Annotated in this window: 17 protein-coding genes; 16 read left to right on the top strand and 1 reads right to left on the bottom strand. The window is 50.8% G+C overall.

The features are described 5' to 3' along the window. Nucleotides 1–202 precede the first annotated feature (202 nt). The 9 genes from EDM59_RS27155 to EDM59_RS27115 all read left to right on the top strand — a co-directional run bounded on the left by EDM59_RS27155 (nucleotide 203) and on the right by EDM59_RS27115 (nucleotide 13,729). The gene (locus EDM59_RS27155) at nucleotides 203–2,284 is read left to right on the top strand and encodes a (Fe-S)-binding protein (protein ID WP_122926496.1); all 2,082 of its coding nucleotides are present in this window, start codon (nucleotides 203–205) and stop codon (nucleotides 2,282–2,284) included. Between the two features lie 157 nt (nucleotides 2,285–2,441). After that, nucleotides 2,442–3,620 carry an acetyl-CoA C-acetyltransferase gene (locus EDM59_RS27150; protein WP_122926495.1) on the top strand — a complete coding sequence of 393 codons (1,179 nt, stop codon included), beginning with the start codon at nucleotides 2,442–2,444 and terminating at the stop codon, nucleotides 3,618–3,620. A gap of 13 nt (nucleotides 3,621–3,633) precedes the next feature. Beyond that, complete coding sequence (locus EDM59_RS27145) at nucleotides 3,634–4,485, top strand: 3-hydroxybutyryl-CoA dehydrogenase (RefSeq protein WP_122926494.1); 852 nt, start codon at nucleotides 3,634–3,636, stop codon at nucleotides 4,483–4,485. A gap of 32 nt (nucleotides 4,486–4,517) precedes the next feature. Continuing rightward, on the top strand, nucleotides 4,518–5,660 hold the full coding sequence (locus EDM59_RS27140) for an acyl-CoA dehydrogenase (RefSeq protein ID WP_122926493.1): 1,143 nt from the start codon (nucleotides 4,518–4,520) through the stop codon (nucleotides 5,658–5,660). A gap of 69 nt (nucleotides 5,661–5,729) precedes the next feature. Beyond that, nucleotides 5,730–6,872, top strand: a complete 1,143-nt coding sequence (locus EDM59_RS27135) for an acyl-CoA dehydrogenase (protein WP_122926597.1) — start codon at nucleotides 5,730–5,732, stop codon at nucleotides 6,870–6,872. Nucleotides 6,873–7,126: 254 nt separating this feature from the next. After that, the gene (locus EDM59_RS27130; RefSeq protein ID WP_122926492.1) at nucleotides 7,127–7,759 is read left to right on the top strand and encodes a TetR/AcrR family transcriptional regulator; all 633 of its coding nucleotides are present in this window, start codon (nucleotides 7,127–7,129) and stop codon (nucleotides 7,757–7,759) included. Nucleotides 7,760–7,785: 26 nt separating this feature from the next. Next, nucleotides 7,786–11,037, top strand: a complete 3,252-nt coding sequence (icmF, locus tag EDM59_RS27125; protein WP_122926491.1) for a fused isobutyryl-CoA mutase/GTPase IcmF — start codon at nucleotides 7,786–7,788, stop codon at nucleotides 11,035–11,037. Between the two features lie 321 nt (nucleotides 11,038–11,358). After that, nucleotides 11,359–11,922 carry a DNA-directed RNA polymerase subunit delta gene (gene rpoE / locus EDM59_RS27120; RefSeq protein ID WP_122926490.1) on the top strand — a complete coding sequence of 188 codons (564 nt, stop codon included), beginning with the start codon at nucleotides 11,359–11,361 and terminating at the stop codon, nucleotides 11,920–11,922. Nucleotides 11,923–12,127: 205 nt separating this feature from the next. Further along, nucleotides 12,128–13,729: a CTP synthase gene (locus tag EDM59_RS27115; RefSeq protein ID WP_122926489.1), complete on the top strand. Its 1,602-nt coding sequence runs from the start codon at nucleotides 12,128–12,130 to the stop codon at nucleotides 13,727–13,729. A 67-nt stretch (nucleotides 13,730–13,796) separates the two neighbouring features. Here EDM59_RS27115 and EDM59_RS27110 read toward each other — a convergent pair whose 3' ends face one another. After that, nucleotides 13,797–14,591, bottom strand: a complete 795-nt coding sequence (locus EDM59_RS27110; protein ID WP_122926488.1) for a lipid II flippase Amj family protein — start codon at nucleotides 14,589–14,591, stop codon at nucleotides 13,797–13,799. A 159-nt stretch (nucleotides 14,592–14,750) separates the two neighbouring features. Here EDM59_RS27110 and EDM59_RS27105 point away from each other — a divergent pair, with 159 nt between their 5' ends. From EDM59_RS27105 to EDM59_RS27075, 7 genes are all read left to right on the top strand, one after another. Beyond that, a complete protein-coding gene (locus tag EDM59_RS27105; protein ID WP_049740841.1) occupies nucleotides 14,751–15,125 on the top strand; it encodes a response regulator in 375 nt (124 codons plus the stop codon). 98 nt (nucleotides 15,126–15,223) lie between these two features. Then, nucleotides 15,224–16,078, top strand: a complete 855-nt coding sequence (fba, locus tag EDM59_RS27100) for a class II fructose-1,6-bisphosphate aldolase (protein WP_092268303.1) — start codon at nucleotides 15,224–15,226, stop codon at nucleotides 16,076–16,078. Between the two features lie 15 nt (nucleotides 16,079–16,093). Then, on the top strand, nucleotides 16,094–16,738 hold the full coding sequence (gene fsa, locus EDM59_RS27095) for a fructose-6-phosphate aldolase (protein ID WP_092268302.1): 645 nt from the start codon (nucleotides 16,094–16,096) through the stop codon (nucleotides 16,736–16,738). 79 nt (nucleotides 16,739–16,817) lie between these two features. Continuing rightward, complete coding sequence (locus EDM59_RS27090) at nucleotides 16,818–18,101, top strand: UDP-N-acetylglucosamine 1-carboxyvinyltransferase (protein WP_122926487.1); 1,284 nt, start codon at nucleotides 16,818–16,820, stop codon at nucleotides 18,099–18,101. 30 nt (nucleotides 18,102–18,131) lie between these two features. Continuing rightward, nucleotides 18,132–19,088, top strand: a complete 957-nt coding sequence (gene glpX, locus EDM59_RS27085) for a class II fructose-bisphosphatase (RefSeq protein WP_092268300.1) — start codon at nucleotides 18,132–18,134, stop codon at nucleotides 19,086–19,088. A gap of 46 nt (nucleotides 19,089–19,134) precedes the next feature. After that, nucleotides 19,135–20,415: a transcription termination factor Rho gene (gene rho, locus EDM59_RS27080; RefSeq protein ID WP_092268299.1), complete on the top strand. Its 1,281-nt coding sequence runs from the start codon at nucleotides 19,135–19,137 to the stop codon at nucleotides 20,413–20,415. Between the two features lie 70 nt (nucleotides 20,416–20,485). After that, the gene (locus tag EDM59_RS27075; protein ID WP_122926486.1) at nucleotides 20,486–21,388 is read left to right on the top strand and encodes a M23 family metallopeptidase; all 903 of its coding nucleotides are present in this window, start codon (nucleotides 20,486–20,488) and stop codon (nucleotides 21,386–21,388) included. The last annotated feature ends 25 nt before the right edge of the window (nucleotides 21,389–21,413 follow it).

Here is a 21,413-nt window from a genome sequence, read left to right as displayed (position 1 = left end):
TATTTCGTCCACTTTTTTAGTATGGTTGACCGGCGATAAGTGTGGTAAGATCATAGCATAATCATCATTGAGCGACCGCTCAGTTTTATTTTATTTTTCAGAAAAAGAACACCCTAGAGACTGAATAGTCATTCATTTCCTGGGACGATTCTGATAAAATAAAACAAATAGAAAACTCGATCATTGGAGGAGGAGTAGAATCATGCTGGCACTTATTAATCTGATTGCCTTTTTCCTGGTGCTTGCCTATGGACTTTACTTGGCCGGACATGTCGTATACAGCCGGTATTTGTTCATCAAGCTGGGCAAAAAGCCGGAAGTGAAAGATGACTTTGGCGCACGCATCAATCTGCTGCTGGACAACGTCATTTTTCACAAGAAGCTCTTGAAGGATAAAAAGAGCGGCGTTATGCACGTAGTCATGTTCTACGGCTTTATCATCTTGCAATTCGGTGCCATCGAGCTGGTAATCAAAGGGCTGTCGAAGGGCTTTGAGCTTCCGTTTGGTAGCGCTCACAAGTACTTCAGCCTGATGCAGGAGATCACGACGTTCCTGATTTTAGCTGCAGTTGGCTACGCTTTTTACCGCCGTTACATCGAAAAGCTAAAACGCCTGAAACGCGGCTTCAAGTCAGGGATTGTGCTGCTGCTGATTTCCTCCCTGATGGCTTCGGTTCTGCTCTCACTCGCATTTGAGCAGATCTGGCTGGGGCATGAGCCTTCTGGTTTTGCTCCGATTTCTTCGGTTCTCGCTAGTCTTTTCTCCGCGATCGGGGTGGGAACGACAGCTGGTGCCGTCCTGTTCTATATTTTCTGGTGGGCACATCTGATTATTTTGCTCGGCTTTGCTGTTTACGTGCCGCAGTCCAAACACGCGCACTTGCTGTTTGCTCCGGTGAACGTCTGGTTTAAAAAGCTGGACCCGCCAGGCAAGCTTTCGAGCATCAATTTTGAAGACGAGACCCAGGAAGTTTTCGGTGTCGGCAAGATCGAGGACTTTACCCAAACGCAGTTGATCGACCTGTACGCCTGTGTGGAGTGCGGCCGTTGTACGAATATGTGTCCTGCATCGGGAACCGGTAAGATGCTGTCCCCGATGGACCTGATTACGAAAATGCGCGATCATCTGACGGAAAAAGGGGCAGCGGTAACTTCGCGCACGCCTTGGATGCCAAGCTTTGCTTTTGCCAATACTCAAGCAAACCAGATCGCGATGCAAGCATCCGAAGTAGCTGCGACCGCTGAAGGTGCAACAGCTGCAGCGGTTTACGAAAAGAACCTGATCGGCGATGTCATCACGGAGCAGGAGCTGTGGGCTTGTACCACCTGTCGCAACTGTGAAGACCAATGCCCGGTGATGAATGAGCACGTGGAAAAAATTATCGACATGCGCCGTTACCTCGTCATGACAGAAGGCAGCATGCCAGCGGAAGCCCAGCGCGCTTTGAACAACATCGAGCGTCAAGGCAATCCATGGGGGATCAACCGTAAAGACCGGATGAAGTGGATCGAAGGCCTGAATGGAGAGTACGAGGTTCCGACCGTCAAGCAAGTGGAGGAATTTGAGTACCTGTTCTGGGTAGGCTCCATGGGATCGTTCGACCTGCGCAGCCAAAAAATCTCGCAAGCCTTTGTCAAACTGATGCACGAAGCGGGAGTGAAATTCGCCATTCTCGGAAACGAGGAGAAAAACTCTGGTGATACCGCGCGCCGCATCGGAAACGAGTTTTTGTTCCAGCAGCTGGCACAGGAAAACATCGGGCTGTTCGAAGCATATGATGTGAAAAAAATTGTGACCTGCGATCCGCACGCCTTCAATACGTTTAAAAACGAGTATCCGGAATTCGGCCTGCAAGCAGAGGTGTACCACCACTCCGAGTTGTTGGCTCAGTGGGTAAAAGAAGGCCGTCTAAAACCGACCAAGGAAGTAAACGAGCGTATTACGTATCACGATTCCTGCTATTTGGGTCGTTACAACGAGATTTACGACAAACCGCGCGTCATTCTGGAAGCTATTCCTGGCGTAGAAGTGCTCGAAATGAAGCGCAGTGGCTGCGACAGTATGTGCTGCGGCGCGGGTGGCGGCTTGATGTGGATGGAAGAGCATGAAGGCTCCCGTGTGAACGTGACACGTACCGAGCAGGCGCTGGAAGTCAATCCGACGGCGATCGCGAGCGCGTGCCCGTATTGCTTGACGATGATGAACGACGGTGTGAAAACGAAAGAAAAAGAAGATGAGGTAAAAACGCGTGACGTAGCGGAGATTCTGGCAGACGCTATCTAAATGCACAAGCCTCAAAGGGGAAAAGCTGTGCTGCTGTCAGTGCAGGCAGCTTTTTTCTTTCTAAATACATTGACTATTGTGGCAGCAAACGGCAAAATGAGTATATAGAAAATGAGCGAACGCTCGGTCACATGAAACGAAATGGAGGGATCGTGCGATGAAAACAGTGATTGTCGGAGCGGCAAGAACCCCTTTTGGAAAGTTTGGCGGAGCATTAAAACCTTTGTCTGCCGTTGAACTGGGGGCAATCGTTATCAAAGAGGCATTGGAGCGCTCTGGTGTATCTGGCGAGCAAGTGGATGAAGTCATTATGGGCATGGTCGTACAGGCTGGAGCGGGTCAGGTTCCTTCTCGTCAGGCAGCGCGCAAAGCGGGATTGCCGTGGGGCGTTGCCAGTGAAACCATCAACAAGGTCTGTGCTTCCGGGATGCGTGCTGTGACGATGGGAGATCAGATCATCCGTGCAGGGGATGGGGAAATCATCGTAGCTGGAGGTATGGAGAGCATGAGCAATGTTCCGTATGCCCTTCCAGATGCCCGGTACGGAATGCGCATGGGTGATGCGACGGTTCGTGATCTGATGATGTACGACGGTCTCACTTGTCCGTTTGACCAAGTTCCGATGGCGGTTCATGGCAGCAATGTCGCTGATGAATACGGCATTACGCGGGAAGCTCAGGATCAGTGGGCATTGCGCAGCCAGCAGCGTGCATCTCGAGCAATCGAGAACGGCCTCTTCGCCGATGAGATCGTAGCTGTCAGCATTCCGCAACGAAAAGGAGATCCGCTCGTCGTCAGCAAAGACGAAGGACCTCGACCAGATACAACGTTCGAAGGGTTGGCGAAGCTTCCGCCTGTATATAAAAAGGACGGTACCATTACAGCAGGAAATGCGCCGGGAATTAACGACGGCGCGGCGGCGATGGTTCTCATGTCGGATGCGAAGGCAGCTGAGCTTGGAATCCAGCCGCTTGCAACCATTTTGGGTCACGCCGAGGTAGGAGCGGAGGCGCCGTACATCGCGACTACCCCGGGCCTCGCTATCCAAAAGCTGTTGAAAAAAACCGGAGTGGCTTTAAAAGACATCGATCTGTTTGAAGTAAACGAAGCCTTCGCGGCCGTTACCCTGACGAGCGGCAAAATCGTTGGCTGGGACGAAGAAAAGGTAAACGTCAACGGCGGAGCGATTGCACTCGGTCATCCGATTGGTGCGAGTGGTGCACGAATCATCATGCATCTTGCTTACGAATTGAAAAGACGAGGCGGTGGCCTTGGTATAGCAGCGATTTGCAGCGGAGCCGCACAAGGTGATGCGGTCCTGATTAAAGTGGAATAGGGAGGCACTTCAGATGAACGTACAAACCATCATGGTTATCGGAGCAGGACAAATGGGGAGCGGGATCGCCCAAGTATCGGCACAAGCTGGCTTTCGCGTCTACTTAAACGACGTCAAGCAGGAGTTCGTCGAGCGTGGGCTTGCAACTATTACGAAAAACCTGACGCGCAACGTGGAGAAGGGCACCATCAGTGAAGAGGAAAAGCAAGCAGTACTGTCCCGTCTTATCCTGTCGACTGATTTGGCAGATGCGAAGGACGCGGACTTCGTGATCGAAGCCGTTACGGAAAACATGGCAGTCAAAACACAAATCTTCTCCAAACTGGATGAGGTTTGCCCTCCGCATACGATTTTGGCGAGCAACACCTCTTCGCTGCCCATCACTGAGATCGCTGCAGTGACGAAGCGCCCGGAGAAAGTCATCGGGATGCACTTCATGAACCCGGTTCCTGTGATGAAGCTGGTCGAAATCATTCGCGGCCTGCAAACGGCAGACGAGGTCTACCAGCTGACAGAAGACCTCTCCAAGCAAATGAAAAAAGTGCCGGTCAGCGTCAATGACTTCCCTGGCTTCGTTTCCAATCGCGTGCTGATGCCGATGATCAATGAAGCGATCTATTGCGTATACGAAGGGGTAGCTACCCCAGAGGCAATCGATGAAGTGATGAAGCTGGGCATGAATCATCCGATGGGGCCGCTGACGTTGGCTGATTTTATCGGACTGGATACATGTCTCTATATCATGGAAGTGCTGCATGAAGGGTTCGGCGATTCGAAATACCGCCCATGCCCGCTTCTCCGCAAATACGTCAAGGCAGGATGGCTCGGCAAGAAGTCCGGTCGCGGGTTCTACGTTTACAACTGACAGATGATTGAGGCAGAAAGGCAGGACTAGACATGGATCTTCGAATGAAGGAAGAGCATGAGATGATGCGGCGAATGGTTCGCGATTTTGCGCAAAAAGAAATCGCACCCTTTGTTCCGATCATGGAGGAGACGGATCAGTTTCCGCGCCACATTTTGCAAAAGATGGGCGAAATGGGGCTGATGGGGATCCCGATCGCGGAGGAATGGGGCGGAGCCGGTGCGGATTTTCTCTCGTACATTACCGCGATTCATGAGATATCCAAGGTAAGCGCGACAGTAGGCGTTATCTTATCCGTTCATACATCGGTAGGCACCAACCCGATTCTTTATTTCGGAAACGATGAGCAGAAACAAAAATACGTCACCAAGCTGGCGGCAGGCAAGTATCTGGGAGCGTTTGCTTTGACGGAGCCGCATGCGGGCTCTGATGCGAGCAGCATCCGTACCTCTGCTGTTCGCCAGGGAGACGCGTACATCTTAAATGGTAACAAAGTCTTCATTACCAACGGCGGCGAAGCGGATACGTACATCACATTTGCGGTTACGGATCCATCGAAAGGGACGAGAGGAATTTCCGCGTTTATTGTGGAAAAGGATACTCCAGGATTTACCGTCGGCAAAAAGGAAAAGAAAATGGGGCTGCACGGCTCCTATACGACTGAGCTGGTATTTGACAACGCTCGCGTCCCTGCCGAGAATTTGCTCGGTCAGGAAGGAGAGGGCTTTACGATCGCGATGGCCAACCTTGATACAGGGCGAATCGGAATTGCCGCGCAAGCATTGGGGATAGCGGAAGCTGCCTTGCAATATGCGACGGAGTACGCGAAAGAACGCAAGCAGTTTGGGCAGTCCATCGGCAAGCAGCAGGCAATTGCTTTCAAGCTGGCTGACATGGCGACCAAGGCAGAAGCAGCAAAGCTGCTGGTATATCAGGCGGCGTCTCTGCGCAGCCAAGGCAAAGCATGCGGCTTGGAAGCATCTATGGCAAAACGCTTCGCAACCGATACGGCGATGGAGCTCGCGATCGAGACCGTGCAAATCTTCGGTGGATACGGTTATACGCGTGAATATCCGGTAGAGCGACTCTTCCGCGATGCAAAAGTCACGCAGATTTACGAGGGCACCAACGAAATTCAACGCATTGTGATCGCCAAGCATTTGCTTGCTGACTAAATAATGAGGATGTCCGTCGACGCGTTCGATGTCCGGGCTGACCGAAAAGCACACGGGGGAGTGGTAGAAATGAATTTCCAATTGACGGAAGAACATGAGATGCTGCGAAAAATGATACGTGACTTTGCCGAAAACCAGGTGGCTCCTTCGGCAGCGGAACGCGACGAGGAAGAACGCTTTGACCGCTCGATTTTCGAGCAAATGGCTGAGCTGGGTTTGACGGGAATCCCGTGGCCTGAGCAATACGGCGGAGCAGGAGCCGACTACCTGAGCTATGTGATCGCAGTGGAAGAGCTGTCCCGCGTAGACGCATCTATCGGAGTGACGTTGTCTGCACAAGTATCCTTGGCAAGCTGGCCGCTCTACAAATTCGGTACAGAAGAGCAAAAACAGAAATTTTTGCGTCCGCTGGCAGAAGGCAAGAAAATGGGCGCGTATTGCCTCACAGAACCGGGCTCGGGCTCGGACTCGGCAGGTATGCGCACCACGGCTGTTCGCGACGGCGACCACTATATTTTGAACGGCAGCAAAATCTTCATCACGAATGCCGGTGAAGCCGAAATTTACATCGTGTTTGCAGTTACGGAGCCTGAGCTTAAGCACAAGGGCATTACTGCCTTTATCGTGGAAAAAGGCATGGACGGCTTCACGATGGGCAAAAAAGAGAAGAAGCTGGGGATTCGTTCCTCGCCAACACTCGCGATCAACTTCGAGGATGTACGCGTTCCAGCTGAAAACATGCTGGGCAAAGAGGGCGAGGGCTTCAAGATTGCCATGATGACTCTCGATGGCGGACGCAACGGAATTGCCGCACAAGCGCTGGGTATCGCGCAGGGGGCATACGAGCAGGCTCGCAATTATGCAAAAGAACGCAACCAATTCGGCAAGCCGATCGCTTCCTTGCAAGCGATTCAGTTCAAGCTGGCAGATATGGCGACCAAGATCGAAGCGGCTCGCCTGCTCACCTATCAGGCGGCATGGCTGGAGGATCAGGGGCTGCCATACGGAAAAGCATCTGCCATGTCCAAAGTGTTCGCGGGTGACACGGCTATGGAGGTAACGACCGAAGCCGTTCAAGTATTCGGCGGGTATGGCTACACACGTGAGTATCCGGTAGAGCGTTTCATGCGCGATGCGAAGATCACGCAGATCTATGAAGGAACGAACGAAATTCAGCGAGTCGTTATCAGTAACTATCTATTGAAAGAATAGGCGACCCCAAAAGTCTAGGCGCTGATCAGATAACCGATTACCATAAAGGAGTGCATGGGGGCAGGTCTCACCTGCTCCCGCCAATTCTTCTCGCTTCTGTCCGCGTTCTGTAGGATGGGGAAAGAAAGATTTGGCTTTCTTCGTCTTACTCGCGTATAATGGTTGCGATAAGATACGAAAGACGAGTGTTTTTTGTCTTGACTTTTTTGAAATGTCTGACCAAACGCTCAGTCGGTGGAAAAGGTGGATCGGTCATGTCCGAGAAAAGAAAAACGATTCCTTCATTGGTTAAGGATCCTAAGCTCATTGAGAAGCGCCGCGAACAAATCGTTGAAGCAGCGGTCAACTTGTTCATTCATAAAGGCTTTCATAAAACGACGACTAGAGAGATTGCACGCGCTTCTGGTTTTAGTATTGGTACCTTGTACGAGTACATTGAATCCAAAGAGGACGTGCTGTACCTCGTATGTGATGCGATCCATGCGGAGATGGAGACTCGTCTGCGCGAAGCGATCAACTTTAACGGGTCTGGTGTGAAAATCTTGACCCTCGCACTAAAGAGCTTTATCCGTGTGATGGACCAGATGAGCGATCGTGTTTTGCTCATTTATCAGGAAGCAAAGTCACTGCCAAAAGAAACGCTTCGCTTTGTATTAGGACGTGAAGAAGCGATTGCACAAGTTTTCGTAGAGATCATTCACAAAGGAATTAATGACGGCTCCCTGCGTCTGGATGAAAAACACGTCAAGCTCATGGCGGATAACATCATGGTTCTGGGCGAGATGTGGGTATTCCGTCGCTGGGCTCTGCACAAGCACTATACGCTAGAGGAGTTCACCGAAAAGCAGATAGCATTGTTGCTGCGCGAAATCAGTGTCTCCGACTAAAACGGAATCTCGGGGAGAGTGGAACGATGGAAACAGAAGTTTTTCGTCCGCAAAACAAAGTTCGTTTTGTGACCGCCGCCAGCTTGTACGATGGTCACGATGCCTCGATCAACATCATGCGCCGTATTTTGCAGTCTTCAGGGGTGGAAGTCATCCATTTGGGTCACAACCGTTCTGTTGATGATATAGTTACCGCAGCGATTCAGGAGGATGTGCAAGGGATTGCTATCAGCTCCTATCAGGGCGGTCATGTGGAATATTTCAAGTACATGATTGATTTGCTGAAAGAACGAGGAGCTGAGCATATCCGCGTTTTTGGGGGCGGGGGCGGCGTGATCGTTCCACGCGAGATTCGGGAATTGGAAGAGTACGGAGTCTGTAAAATCTATTCGCCAGATGATGGCCGCAACTTCGGATTGCAGGGGATGATCAATGACATGATCCGGCATTCCGATTTTCCGACGGTCAAACAGCTGGGCGATGAAGTACAAGCGCTTCGCGATCAAAATCATAAAGCGGTAGCCCGTCTCATTTCTGTAGCGGAGTATGCCGTTGACCAGCCAGAGTGGGTAGAGCCAATCAAAAACAGCGTGCCAGAGCCGCAGGAGATGATCCCGGTGCTCGGCATTACCGGTACAGGGGGAGCAGGGAAAAGCTCGCTGACAGATGAATTGGTTCGACGCTTCATTCGAACGTATACGGACAAGACTGTCGCGATTTTATCTGTCGATCCATCCAAGCAAAAATCGGGTGGAGCGCTATTAGGCGACCGCATCCGTATGAATGCCAACAACACACCTCGTGTGTACATGCGCAGCTTGGCTACCCGCAAATCGGGCATGGAGCTGTCTGCGGCGCTGGAGGACGCGATCCGCGTAGCACGGGCTGCCCATTTTGACTTGATTATCGTGGAGACGAGCGGGATCGGTCAGGGTGATGCGCAGGTTACGGATGTGTGCGACGTATCCATGTACGTTATGACCAGTGAGTTCGGGGCACCATCGCAGCTGGAAAAAATCGATATGCTTGATTTCGCAGACGTGATTGCCATCAACAAGTTCGAGCGAAAAGGCTCCGAGGATGCCCTGCGTGAGGTGCGGAAGCAATATCGCCGCAATCACCAGCTGTTCGAGCTTCCCGATGAAAAAGTGCCCGTGTACGGAACGATCGCCAGTCAGTTTAACGATCCGGGTACAAACGTCCTGTTTGCGGCACTGATGCACAAAATCGTAGAAAAGACAGGAGTAGACTGGTCGGTTGAGGGATTGGATACGGCTCCTGTTAAAATTCATAAAACTTCGTTGATTCCGACAGAGCGGATCAACTACTTGCAAGACATCGCCAATACCGTTCGAAAATACCGCCAATACACGGATGAGCAATCCGCCATCGCGCGTAAGCTGTTCCAGCTGCAGGGGGCGAAAGAGACGCTCCTGGCTTCAGGGGAAGCTTCGGCACAAGAGGTAGCAGCTGTCTTGGATAAGCAGATCGAACTGTTCGAGGAGAAGCTTCATCCGGAGTGCAAACGGATTCTCGCGCAATGGCCAAAGCTCAAAGCTGCCTACAAGCAGGATCAGTTCGTGACCAAAATCCGCGACAAGGAGCTTGTGACGAAGCTGTTCAGTGAATCGCTGTCCGGTACGCGTATCTCCAAGGTGGCCGTGCCTGAGTACGAGGATTGGGGCGAAATTTTAAAATGGTCCCTGAAAGAAAATGTACCAGGAGAGTTCCCATACACGGCTGGCGTCTTTCCATTCAAGCGGGAAGGAGAAGATCCAAAGCGCCAATTTGCGGGAGAAGGGACGCCAGAGCGGACCAACAGACGTTTCCACTTCCTTTCGCAAAATGACGAGGCGAAACGGCTCAGTACCGCTTTTGACTCGGTTACTCTTTACGGAGAAGACCCGGATTACCGTCCGGACATCTACGGCAAGATCGGAACGAGCGGCGTGAGCATTTGTACGCTGGATGACATGAAAAAGCTGTATGCCGGCTTTGATCTGTGCGCGCCAAGCACCTCTGTGTCGATGACGATCAATGGTCCTGCACCGATGATTTTGGCGATGTTTATGAACACGGCAATCGAACAGCAAATGGAAGCTTTCGTGCAGCGCGAAGGACGTCAGCCAACTGCTGAAGAGAGCGAGCAAATCAAGGCGTACACGCTCTCCACGGTCCGCGGTACCGTACAGGCTGACATTTTGAAGGAAGACCAGGGGCAAAACACCTGCATCTTCTCTACGGAGTTTGCACTGCGGATGATGGGCGATATCCAGCAGTATTTCATTGATAAAAAGGTGCGGAACTACTATTCCGTGTCGATTTCGGGCTACCATATTGCAGAAGCTGGGGCGAACCCGATTACCCAATTGGCATTCACGCTTGCCAACGGCTTTACGTACGTCGAATACTATTTGAGCCGCGGCATGAACATTGACGATTTTGCACCGAATCTGTCGTTCTTCTTCTCCAATGGACTCGATCCCGAGTATACCGTGATTGGGCGGGTGGCACGACGCATCTGGGCAACCGTTATGAAAAACCGCTACGGCGCAAATGACCGCAGCCAGAAGCTGAAATACCATATCCAGACGTCTGGCCGTTCCTTGCACGCGCAGGAGATGGACTTCAACGATATCCGTACAACCTTGCAGGCGTTGGTTGCGATTTATGACAACTGCAACTCCTTGCACACGAATGCTTACGACGAAGCCATCACGACACCGACAGAAAACTCGGTGCGACGCGCGATGGCCATCCAGATGATCATCAACAAGGAGCTGGGCCTCGCGAAAAACGAAAACCCGTTGCAGGGTGCTTTCATCATCGACGAGCTGACTGATCTGGTCGAGGAATCCGTGATGCAGGAGTTTGAGCGGATCAGCTCCCGCGGCGGCGTTCTCGGAGCGATGGAGACTCAGTACCAACGGGGCAAAATTCAGGATGAGTCGATGTACTACGAAATGAAAAAACATACGGGTGAACTGCCAATTATCGGGGTCAACACCTTTCTCAATCCAAACTCGTCCGAGGAAGACTACGAGATCGAGCTGGCCCGTGCGACAGAGGAAGAAAAGGTACAGCAAATCTTGAATCTGCGTGCCTTCCAGGAAAAGCATCGGGAGCAATCAGGGGCGGCTCTGCGTCGCTTGCAGGAGGTCGCGACTTCGGGAGGTAACATTTTCGAAGAGCTGATGGAAACGGTCAAGGTAGCTTCTCTGGGGCAAATCAGTGCGGCCCTGTATGAAGTAGGGGGACAATACCGCAGAAACATGTAAGAAAGGCTTTTTTCTGCAAGAAAGAGCGGCTGGTGATGATCACTGGCCGCTTTTGCTTTCTCCTTTGATCTGCTCCGTCATTACCAGGCGAAAACAGCCCGGTTTTGCCAGGGGAAAACGGGGGCGAATAATATATTTGCCAGCCTGTTTGAAAGCCTTGCATTTTCGTCTAAAATAAGGAATACTGTATGTTAGCCTTCGTATGTTGTACAATCGAAGAATCCGACATTATTGTAGATTTACCTATACAAAGCCGCGCCTCACATTGAAGTGGCGGCCGTATGGTATCCCATAGTTTTCAATGGAAAGGACGTGCCCTGAGTGAGTCAATTATTTGCTCATGTTGATTCCGAGAAACTGAGTGAGATGGCATTGGTTGACATTGCCTATGAAATTTTGCGCCAAACCAATCGAACTTACAACTTCCGCGAGCTGATGGATGAACTGGTTTCCGTTCGCAAGATGACGAAGGAACAGCTCATGGCGATCATCGCTCAAGTATACACAGAAATTAATATTGACGGCCGTTTCGTTTGCCTGGGTGACAATATCTGGGGTCTGAAACGCTGGTACCCAACCGACACTGTCGAAGAAACACAAGAGGGCGGCGGAACCAAGAAGAAAAAAGTCATTCTCGACGACGATTTCGACGACTACGATACCGAAGACGACATCGTTGAAGAATTCGAGGAAGACGATGTGGTTATCTTTGAAGACGATGAAGACTTCGTGGACGAAGATGCAGAGATCGAAGAAGAGGAAATTGATGCTGAAATCGACGAAGAAGAGCTCGATGAGGAAGAAGAAGAGCTGTTCGAGGGCGAGGAAGCAGAAGATGAGGAATTGGAAGACGACGCTGAAGAGGAAGAAGACGAGAAATTATAAGTCCTTGACTTCCGCCTGAGGGACAGATAAAATACTCCTTGGGCTTCACATGAAGAAGGATCAAATATGGGAAACTATAAAACAAAAGTGCCCCTACCCCACTGCTTAACGGGATAGGACTCGCTTTTGTTTTTTCTTTTTTTTGGAGCCGTCTTCATACGATTTATCATCATCTTGAGGATTAGGGAAAGAGGGGACGTAAACGATGACGAAGTATATTTTTGTGACAGGCGGGGTCGTATCCTCGTTGGGAAAAGGGATTACAGCGGCGTCTCTGGGCCGACTCCTGAAGAATAGGGGACTGAAGGTTACCATCCAGAAGTTTGACCCATACATTAACGTGGACCCGGGTACCATGAGTCCATATCAGCACGGGGAAGTATTCGTTACGGATGACGGAGCAGAAACCGACCTGGACCTGGGGCACTACGAGCGCTTTATCGACATCAACCTGAGCTCCAACTCCAATGTAACGACCGGTAAAATTTACTCTTCCGTAATCGCCAAAGAGCGCCGTGGCGACTATCTGGGTGGAACCGTACAGGTAATCCCGCACATCACGAACGAGATTAAAGAGCGCGTATTCCGTGCCGGTCGTGAAACAGGAGCGGACGTGGTCATCACGGAGATCGGTGGAACCGTGGGCGACATCGAGAGCTTGCCTTTCCTGGAAGCGATCCGTCAAATCAAAAGCGATATTGGCCGCGAGAATGTCATGTACATTCACGTAACACTTGTTCCTTACATCAAGGCAGCAGGTGAAATGAAAACAAAGCCAACCCAACACAGCGTAAAAGAGCTGCGCAGCCTGGGGATCCAGCCAACCGTCATCGTTACGCGTACCGAGCAACCGATGACCCAAGAAATGAAAGACAAGCTGGCTCTGTTCTGTGATATCGATAAAAACGCAGTTGTGGAATGTATCGATGCAGAAACGCTGTATGATGTGCCATTGCAATTGCAGGCACAAGGCCTCGACGATTATGTTTGCCGCCATCTCGGCTTGACTTGCCAGGAAGCAGATATGACGGAGTGGAAACAGCTCGTAGGCAAAATCAAGAACCTGTCCAAAACTACTCGCATCGCGATTGTTGGTAAATATGTGGAGCTGCACGACGCTTATCTGTCGGTTGCAGAGGCGCTTTATCATGGCGGATATGCCATTGATTCCAAAATCGACATCAAATGGGTAAGCGCAGAAGAAGTCACCTTGCAAAACGTCAGCGAATTGCTGGGTGATGTAGATGGTGTCCTCGTACCAGGCGGTTTCGGTGACCGTGGTATCGAAGGAAAAATCATCGCGACGCGCTACGCTCGTGAAAATAAAGTACCATTCCTGGGAATTTGCCTGGGTATGCAGATCGCCGTTATTGAATTTGCCCGCCACGTTGCAGGCATGGATCTGGCAAACAGCTCCGAAATCAATCCGGAAACGCCATATCCAGTCATCGATCTCTTGCCAGAGCAAAAAGAAATCGAGGACAAAGGCGGCACCATGCGTCTGGGTGTAGGTCCAACGAAGGTTGAAGAAGGCACCTTGACCGAGCAGGCATACGGCAGCACGGTTGTATACGAGCGCCATCGCCACCGCTATGAAGTGAACAACGAATACCGTCCTCAACTGGCTGAACTGGGTCTGCGTTTCGCAGGTACGACGCCAGATGGAAGACTGGTTGAAATTGTGGAAGTTCCTGAGCATCCTTGGTTCGTAGCTACGCAGTTCCACCCAGAGTTTACATCTCGTCCAAATCGTCCGCAGCCATTGTTCCGTGACTTTGTCAAAGCTGCGCTGACCAATCAAAAATAATCGGTTTCGATAAAAAGGCACCTGCGAAGGAAAATCGCGGGTGCTTTTTGCTAAAAAAATATGGTTTTTAATGAAAAAGCGGTGTGATCCAGGCTACCCAGTAAGCAGCAGGAATCAGCAGGACCTGAGCAAGCAAGGTTCCAAAAAAGCGGCTGATCATCAACCACATGTACATATCGCGAATGGACTCCAGCGAGGACTTGCCTTGCATGGCCTTTTCCGTCATGAGGGCTACCTGCGGATCGACCAGAATCGTCATGAAAATGGTGGCGAACCCGTTGATCAGGCCAGAGGACATCAGTACGGTCGCTTTGTAGTCGGGTACGAGCAGTGTAGCGTATAAAACAGACAGGATGCTGCTCGTGTAAATGCCTGTTCCCAGGCAATTGAGCAGTAACAGCCGGTTGGGAACTCCCTTGATCCGAAAGCGTGCGAGGACATTTAAAGTCGGGACCCTGACGTGATGCCGTACGCTTCGCAAGCTGTCGATGGTAACGGCCGTGCGGAGCATTTGGGGAATGGAGCCAGCGAGCTCCAGCCGGGCAATCACCCGTTTGGATAGCTGGGCGGCAGTGGGAAAAAGCAGAATCGAGAAACAAGTCCCAAGAGAAGCGGCAGCGACGATCAGATGCAGCTTGAGGCTTGGATCTGTATGGGTGAGAGCCGCTTCGTCAATCAATCCTCCAGTAAAAGGGCCCTGAATCAGATTGGATGTACGAGACAGCAGCAGAATAATTCCGACGAGTGACAGAGCCACGGCGAGTCTCCCCGACTGTACGCCAGCAAAGCGCACTGCGTAGGACAATGTCTCTGTGGTATGGATAATAAATGTCAACAGGCATATCAGCCAAACAGCGTCCATTTTGTTCTCGGCTCCTCACTAAGCGGGAAAAATAGTATTCCTATTATACTCGATAGCTCGAGGGCAGGAAAATTTCGACGAGATTTAGGAAGGAGTTTCCTAAATTTAGGCGAACTAATGTCGTTAAGGAAAAGGCATAGGTCAGGGGGGAATAATCAGATGTTGGACAAGCATGATAAGAAAGTATTGGTAGTCGACGATCAGTACGGAATCCGCATCTTGTTATACGAAGTATTGGGTAAGGAAGGTTACAAGACATTTCAGGCAGCTAACGGGAAGATGGCGCTGGAGATTGTAGAAAAGGAATCTCCTGATCTGGTAATTCTGGATATGAAGATTCCAGGTATGGATGGAATCGAGATTTTGAAGCACATCAAAAAAATCAACCAAGATATTAAGGTCATTATGATGACTGCGTACGGTGAGTTGGACATGATAAAGGAAGCGACCCAGCTGGGTGCATTGACGCACTTTACCAAGCCGTTTGATATCGACGAATTGCGCATGGCGGTACATCAGCAATTAGCATGTTAGTCCCAGGTGTATCCCAGACATGCGTACCTGTTAACAAGCCAGTGACTGTGGTATAATAAGCCACAGTATTGAAGTTTGCTAGAGGAGGATTTACGAAAATGCCACTCGTACCTATGACCGCTTTTACCGAAGACGTCAAAAAGCATAAATACGCCGTCGGACAATTCAACCTGAACAACCTGGAGTTCACTCAAGCAATTACCGAAGCAGCGATGGAAGAAAAATCGCCTGTGATTTTCGGTGTGTCTGAGGGGGCTCTTAAATACATGGGCATTGATTACACCGTAGCCATCGCAAAAGTGGCGGCGGAGCGTGCCGGTGTCCCCGTTGCATTGCACCTTGACCACGGTAGCAACTTTGACATGGTTATGAAGTGCATTCGTGCAGGATTCTCTTCTGTTATGTTTGATGGTTCCCACCACTCTTTCGAAGACAATCTCCGCCTGACGAAACAAGTTGTCGAGGCTGCTCACGCTGTAGGCGTTTCTGTAGAAGGCGAGCTCGGCACAATCGGCGGGGTAGAAGACGACCTGTCTGTGGATGAGGAAGACGCTACTCTGGCAAATCCTGAGGAAGCGATCCGCTTCTGGGAAGAGACCAAAGTAGACTATGTAGCGATCGCTGTAGGTACTGCTCACGGCATGTACAAAGGCGTTCCGAAAATCCGCTACGACATCATTGAAAAAGTAGCAAGCAACATCGGCGCACCAATCGTACTGCACGGTGGTTCTGGCGTTCCGGATGAAGCGATTGTGAAATCCATCAGCCTGGGCGTTGGTAAAATCAATGTGAACACAGAGTCTCAAGTAGCATGCACCGAAACGGTACGCAAGGTGCTCGCTGCCAAACCGAACGAGATTGACCCGCGCAAATATCTGGGCCCTGCTCGCGACGCGATCAAGGAAGTAGTTAAAGGAAAAATGCGCTTGTTCGGCAGTAGCAACCGCGCGTAACCAAGGAGGATAACCATGCGTTTTCTGATAGATACAGCAAACGTTGATGAAATTCGTGAGATTCACGAGTGGGGCGTACTTGCAGGCGTAACCACCAACCCTTCCCTGGTTGCCAAGGAAGGCAGAGATTTCATCGACACGTTGAAAGAAATTATCGACATTGTAGATGGTCCGATCAGTGCTGAGGTCATCAGCACCGATGCGAAAGGCATGATCGAAGAAGGCGAAAAGCTGGCTTCCCTGTCGAAGAATATCGTGATCAAAATCCCGATGACGGCAGAAGGCTTGAAGGCAGCGAAGTACTTCGCGAAAAAGAAAATCAAAACCAATGTGACGCTGGTGTTTTCCGCAAACCAGGCACTGTTGGCTGCGCGTGCAGGAGCGAGCTACGTTTCTCCGTTCCTGGGACGTTTGGACGATATTGGTCAGGACGGCATGACGCTGATTGACGATATCGCTGAAATTTTCTCCGTACATGGGATCGAAACAGAAATTATCGCAGCGTCGGTTCGCCACCCTGTTCATGTGACAGAAGCGGCAAAACGCGGAGCACATTTCGCTACCATCCCAGCAAAAGTATTTAAGCAAATCATTGGCCACCCACTGACAGACAGCGGTCTGGAAAAATTCCTCGCTGACTGGGCAAGCATGCAAAAATAAGATCGAACGTTACAGTTTCGAGCACCTTTTCCACTGGGGAAGGTGCTTCTTTCCCGATTACGCCTGAGGAGAGCAGAGCATGGATAAGCTAATCATCAATGGTGGGAAACCGCTCGCGGGGACGGTAACCATCAGCGGAGCAAAAAACAGCGCGGTAGCCTTGATTCCGGCAGCGCTTCTGGCAGATGGGCCAGTCGTCATCGAAAACTTGCCCCGTATTCAGGACGTGGACATTTATTTTGAGCTCCTGCAGGAAATGGGAGCCGATGTATTGTTTGAAGAAGACTGGATGGAAGTAGACGGTCGGGCGATGAAGCTTATGCTGATGCCCAACGGTCGCATCAAAAAACTGCGAGCTTCCTACTATTTGTGGGGCGCTTTGCTGGCCAAGTTTGGAGAGGCACAAGTAGGCTTGCCGGGTGGCTGTGATCTGGGTCCGCGTCCGGTTGATTTGCATATCAAAGGCTTTGAAGCGATGGGCGCCCAAGTGGAAAACAAGAACGGCGTCATGACGATCAAAGCAAAAAATGGCCGACTCCAAGGCGCGAGGATCTACCTTGACCTTGTCAGTGTCGGCGCTACTATTAACATCATGCTCGCTGCTGCCAAAGCAGACGGTGTGACCATTATTGAAAATGCAGCCCGTGAGCCGGAGATTGTCGATGTAGCTACTCTGTTGAACAACATGGGAGCCAATATCAAAGGTGCCGGGACTGACATGATCCGCATTCAGGGTGTAGAATTCCTGCGTGGCTGTCGCCATACGATCATCCCTGACCGGATCGAAGCAGGTACGTATATGATTGCAGCCGCTGCGACAAACGGCAATGTTTTGGTGGAGAATGTCATCCCCAAGCATTTGGAGTCCGTGACAGCCAAGCTGCGTGAAATAGGAGCGGAAGTAGTGGAAATGGACGATTGCATTCAAGTGATCGGCCAAAAGGGCTACCGTTCCATTGATGTGAAAACAAGTCCTTATCCAGGATTCCCGACAGATCTTCAACAGCCGATCACGACCCTTTTGACGTTGGCAAAAGGCTCCAGCATCGTTACCGACAACATTTACAGCTCCCGTTTTCGTCATGTTGACGAGCTGCGACGCATGGGGGCAAATTTGAAGGTAGAGGGCAGATCCGCCGTGATAGAAGGTGGAAGCAGCCTGAACGGTGCTAAGGTAGTTGCCTCTGATCTGCGGGCGGGAGCCGCTTTGTTCATCGCTGGCCTTGCGACGAATGGCGTAACCGAGCTGGAAGGATTGGAACATATTGATCGCGGATATGAAAATTTGGTAGGCAAGTTGCAAACACTAGGAGCCGATGTACAAAGAGTAGGCTTGCATCGCTCGGAAAATCATCAACGCTAAATAGATCAACCAGGAGAGGAGTCTTCCAGAATGGAACGCAGCTTAACACTTGAACTGGTACGTGTGACCGAGGCAGCAGCATTGGCATCCGCTAGTTGGATGGGACTCGGTAAAAAAGATGAGGCTGACGATGCAGCAACAACGGCCATGAGAAAAGAGTTTGAAAAGGTGCCGATGGACGGAATCGTCGTCATTGGTGAAGGGGAAATGGACGAAGCCCCGATGCTCTACATTGGGGAGCGTTTGGGTCAGGGTGTAGCTCCTGCTGTCGATGTGGCCGTTGATCCGCTGGAGGGAACCAATATCCTCGCAAAAGGTACGTGGGGCGCTATTTCTGTTATTGCCATTGCGGACCGCGGCAATCTGCTGCATGCTCCTGATATGTACATGGAGAAAATAGCAGTAGGACCGAAAGCAGTAGGCAAAATTGATATCAATGCACCGATTCGCGACAACCTGAAAGCTGTTGCCCAAGCACAGGGGAAAGATATCAGCGATTTGGTAGCGATCGTGCTCGACCGGGAACGCCATCAACAGATTATTCACGAAATCCGCGAGGCAGGTGCCCGCATCCGCCTTATTTCAGACGGGGATGTGGCTGCTGCGATCAATACAGCTTTCCCGGATACAGGCGTAGATATCATGTTTGGTTCCGGTGGTGCGCCTGAGGGAGTGCTCGCTGCTGTCGCCCTGAAATGCTTGGGCGGAGAAATCCAAGGAAAGCTGCTGCCGCAAAGCCAGGAGGAAATCGAGCGCTGTATGAAAATGGGCCTGCAGAACCCGCATCAAGTTCTTTTCATGAACGACTTGGTGAAAGGTGACGATGCCATTTTTGCAGCAACTGGTGTTACCGATGGGGAGCTGCTAAAGGGCGTGCGTTTCCAAGGTACTCGTGCAACGACGAATTCGGTGGTTATGCGTGCAAAAACGGGAACCGTCCGTTTTATCGAAGGCAACCATCGTTTGGAAAGAAAGCCGACGCTGTAATAGATGCTCCAATGAGTAGAAAGAGTAAATAAAGAGTGGTGGATGTATGTTAATTTCTGAACTAGAAGAAAAGAAGCTGACCGATCTCTACAAGCTGGCCAAAGAGTATCACATTCCTTACTATTCGCAGTTGAAGAAGAAGGAATTGATCTTTGCTATATTGCGAGCCAGAGCGGAGAAAGACGGTCTCATGTTTATGGAGGGCGTGCTGGATATCCTGCCGGAAGGGTATGGCTTCCTGCGTCCGATCAACTATCTCCCTAGCTCCGAGGACATCTACATCTCCCAATCGCAGATCAGACGCTTTGATCTGCGGATGGGAGACGTAGTATCGGGTAAGGCGCGACCGCCAAAAGAGAACGAACGATATTTCGGCCTCTTGCAAGTAGAAGCAGTCAATGGAGAAGACCCCGAAACAGCTGCAGAGCGTTTGCATTTCCCCGCTTTGACGCCGTTGTATCCTCAAACCAAGCTTGTCCTGGAAACCTCACCTGAGCGTGTTTCCACCCGCCTGATGGACCTCCTCTCCCCTGTTGGACTGGGTCAGCGTGGACTTATCGTGGCTCCACCAAAAGCAGGGAAAACCATGCTGCTAAAGGAAATCGCAAATAGCATCACGGAGAGTCGCCCTGATATTCATTTGTTTGTGCTGCTCATCGATGAGCGTCCCGAAGAAGTAACAGACATGCAGCGCTCCGTCAAAGGAGAAGTTGTCGCGTCTACTTTTGACGAATTGCCTGAGAATCATATCAAAGTGGCTGAGCTGGTATTGGAACGTGCAAAACGTCTGGTCGAGCATAAAAAAGACGTTGTCATTTTGCTTGATTCCATCACGCGTTTGGCTCGTGCCTACAATCTGGTCATTCCTCCGAGCGGCAGGACACTTTCCGGTGGTATTGATCCAGCAGCTTTTCATCGTCCCAAGCGCTTCTTCGGTTCGGCGCGCAACATCGAGGAAGGCGGCAGCCTGACGATCCTGGCGACTGCGCTGGTAGAAACCGGATCGCGGATGGACGATGTCATTTACGAGGAATTTAAAGGAACAGGAAACATGGAGCTTCATTTGGACAGAAAGCTGGCAGAACGTCGTATTTTCCCGGCAATCGACATTCGCCGTTCCGGTACACGGCGTGAAGAGCTGCTGCTATCCAAGGAAGAGCTGGACAAGTTGTGGATGATCCGCAAGAACATGAACGAGACCAACGAGTTTGTCGATTCGTTTATCAAAAAGCTCGCGGATACGAAAACCAATGATGAATTTTTGCAAACGCTTGAATCCAAGCAAGGGCGCGGAAAAGCGGCTAATACGACGGTGAGTTCTTCATGACTCACCGTCATTTTTTTGTTCAGGCACGCATACGGTAGGAAATAGAATTTGAACGAAGGAGGAGTTTTCTGTGCCATTCGAGCAGATTCCAGCTCCGATCGAGAGTCTGGACGAAGCCAAAAGAACGGTCGTGGAACAAGCTTTGTTTCAAGCGTTCAATCCGTATGCAGGCTTGGCTAAATCAGATGCTTCATCCAAAAGTAATGTCATGGTATATGCCGTCAATCAGGGAGATACGCTCTCAGGTATTGCCCAGCGCTACGGTCTTACTTTAAGAAGGCTGGTCGAAATGAACAAAATCAATAATCCCAACTTTGTCAGTGTCGGGATGAAGCTCATCATTAGCAAAGATGAAGTGAAGCATACGGTAAAACGAGGGGAAACGCTCAACTACATAGCCAGTCGTTATCGGGTCAGCCGGGAATTGCTGATAGACCGCAATCCGCTGCTTAAGTGGCTGTCGGACAACCTGTATGTGGGACAGGTTGTGTATGTCCCGATCGTTGGTGAGCCGTCTTTGCAAGCAGAAGACCTCCAGCAAAAGAGGAATACGTCACAGGCAGCCAGTCGACAGGTGATCGGACGAATCAGGGAGCGCATGGAATGGCCGGTGAAAGAGGCGACGATCACCAGCGGGTTTGGTGTGCGATGGGGAAAGGCGCATAAAGGAGTGGATCTGTGGAATGAAAGCGAAGCCAAGGCTCCGATCTATGCGGCAAAATCAGGTGTCGTAGTAGAGGCAGGGGCGAACCGTTCGGGCTACGGCAGGATGGTGGTGCTTGATCACGGAGACGGGCTGCAAACTTTTTACGCCCATATGCGCAGCATTATCGTGGCGCCTGGTCAATCGGTAGATGCAGGTGAAATGCTCGGGTACATGGGGCATACGGGAGACTCGACGGGGTATCATTTGCACTTTGAGGTCAGGCAGGACGATGTGCCGATCAATCCATTGCCATATCTGGGCAGGTAAACTCCTGCAATTTACTTTACTTTTT

Origin of the sequence: Brevibacillus nitrificans (genome assembly GCF_003710965.1) — a bacterium.
GTDB lineage: Bacteria > Bacillota > Bacilli > Brevibacillales > Brevibacillaceae > Brevibacillus > Brevibacillus centrosporus.
The sequence above is the reverse complement of the archived record's forward strand: the minus strand, read 5'-3'. Positions and strand labels throughout refer to the sequence as shown.

What these genes read in the sequence shown, in the direction of transcription:
- EDM59_RS27140 (WP_122926493.1), top strand. Translation starts at nt 4,518, where the DNA reads ATGGATCTTCGAATGAAGGAAGAGCATGAGATGATGCGGCGAATGGTT.
- EDM59_RS27155 (WP_122926496.1), top strand. Translation starts at nt 203, where the DNA reads ATGCTGGCACTTATTAATCTGATTGCCTTTTTCCTGGTGCTTGCCTAT.
- fba (WP_092268303.1), top strand. Translation starts at nt 15,224, where the DNA reads ATGCCACTCGTACCTATGACCGCTTTTACCGAAGACGTCAAAAAGCAT.
- EDM59_RS27150 (WP_122926495.1), top strand. Translation starts at nt 2,442, where the DNA reads ATGAAAACAGTGATTGTCGGAGCGGCAAGAACCCCTTTTGGAAAGTTT.
- EDM59_RS27145 (WP_122926494.1), top strand. Translation starts at nt 3,634, where the DNA reads ATGAACGTACAAACCATCATGGTTATCGGAGCAGGACAAATGGGGAGC.
- fsa (WP_092268302.1), top strand. Translation starts at nt 16,094, where the DNA reads ATGCGTTTTCTGATAGATACAGCAAACGTTGATGAAATTCGTGAGATT.
- EDM59_RS27105 (WP_049740841.1), top strand. Translation starts at nt 14,751, where the DNA reads ATGTTGGACAAGCATGATAAGAAAGTATTGGTAGTCGACGATCAGTAC.
- EDM59_RS27130 (WP_122926492.1), top strand. Translation starts at nt 7,127, where the DNA reads ATGTCCGAGAAAAGAAAAACGATTCCTTCATTGGTTAAGGATCCTAAG.
- rho (WP_092268299.1), top strand. Translation starts at nt 19,135, where the DNA reads ATGTTAATTTCTGAACTAGAAGAAAAGAAGCTGACCGATCTCTACAAG.
- EDM59_RS27110 (WP_122926488.1), bottom strand. Translation starts at nt 14,591, where the DNA reads ATGGACGCTGTTTGGCTGATATGCCTGTTGACATTTATTATCCATACC.
- EDM59_RS27090 (WP_122926487.1), top strand. Translation starts at nt 16,818, where the DNA reads ATGGATAAGCTAATCATCAATGGTGGGAAACCGCTCGCGGGGACGGTA.
- EDM59_RS27135 (WP_122926597.1), top strand. Translation starts at nt 5,730, where the DNA reads ATGAATTTCCAATTGACGGAAGAACATGAGATGCTGCGAAAAATGATA.
- EDM59_RS27115 (WP_122926489.1), top strand. Translation starts at nt 12,128, where the DNA reads ATGACGAAGTATATTTTTGTGACAGGCGGGGTCGTATCCTCGTTGGGA.
- glpX (WP_092268300.1), top strand. Translation starts at nt 18,132, where the DNA reads ATGGAACGCAGCTTAACACTTGAACTGGTACGTGTGACCGAGGCAGCA.
- icmF (WP_122926491.1), top strand. Translation starts at nt 7,786, where the DNA reads ATGGAAACAGAAGTTTTTCGTCCGCAAAACAAAGTTCGTTTTGTGACC.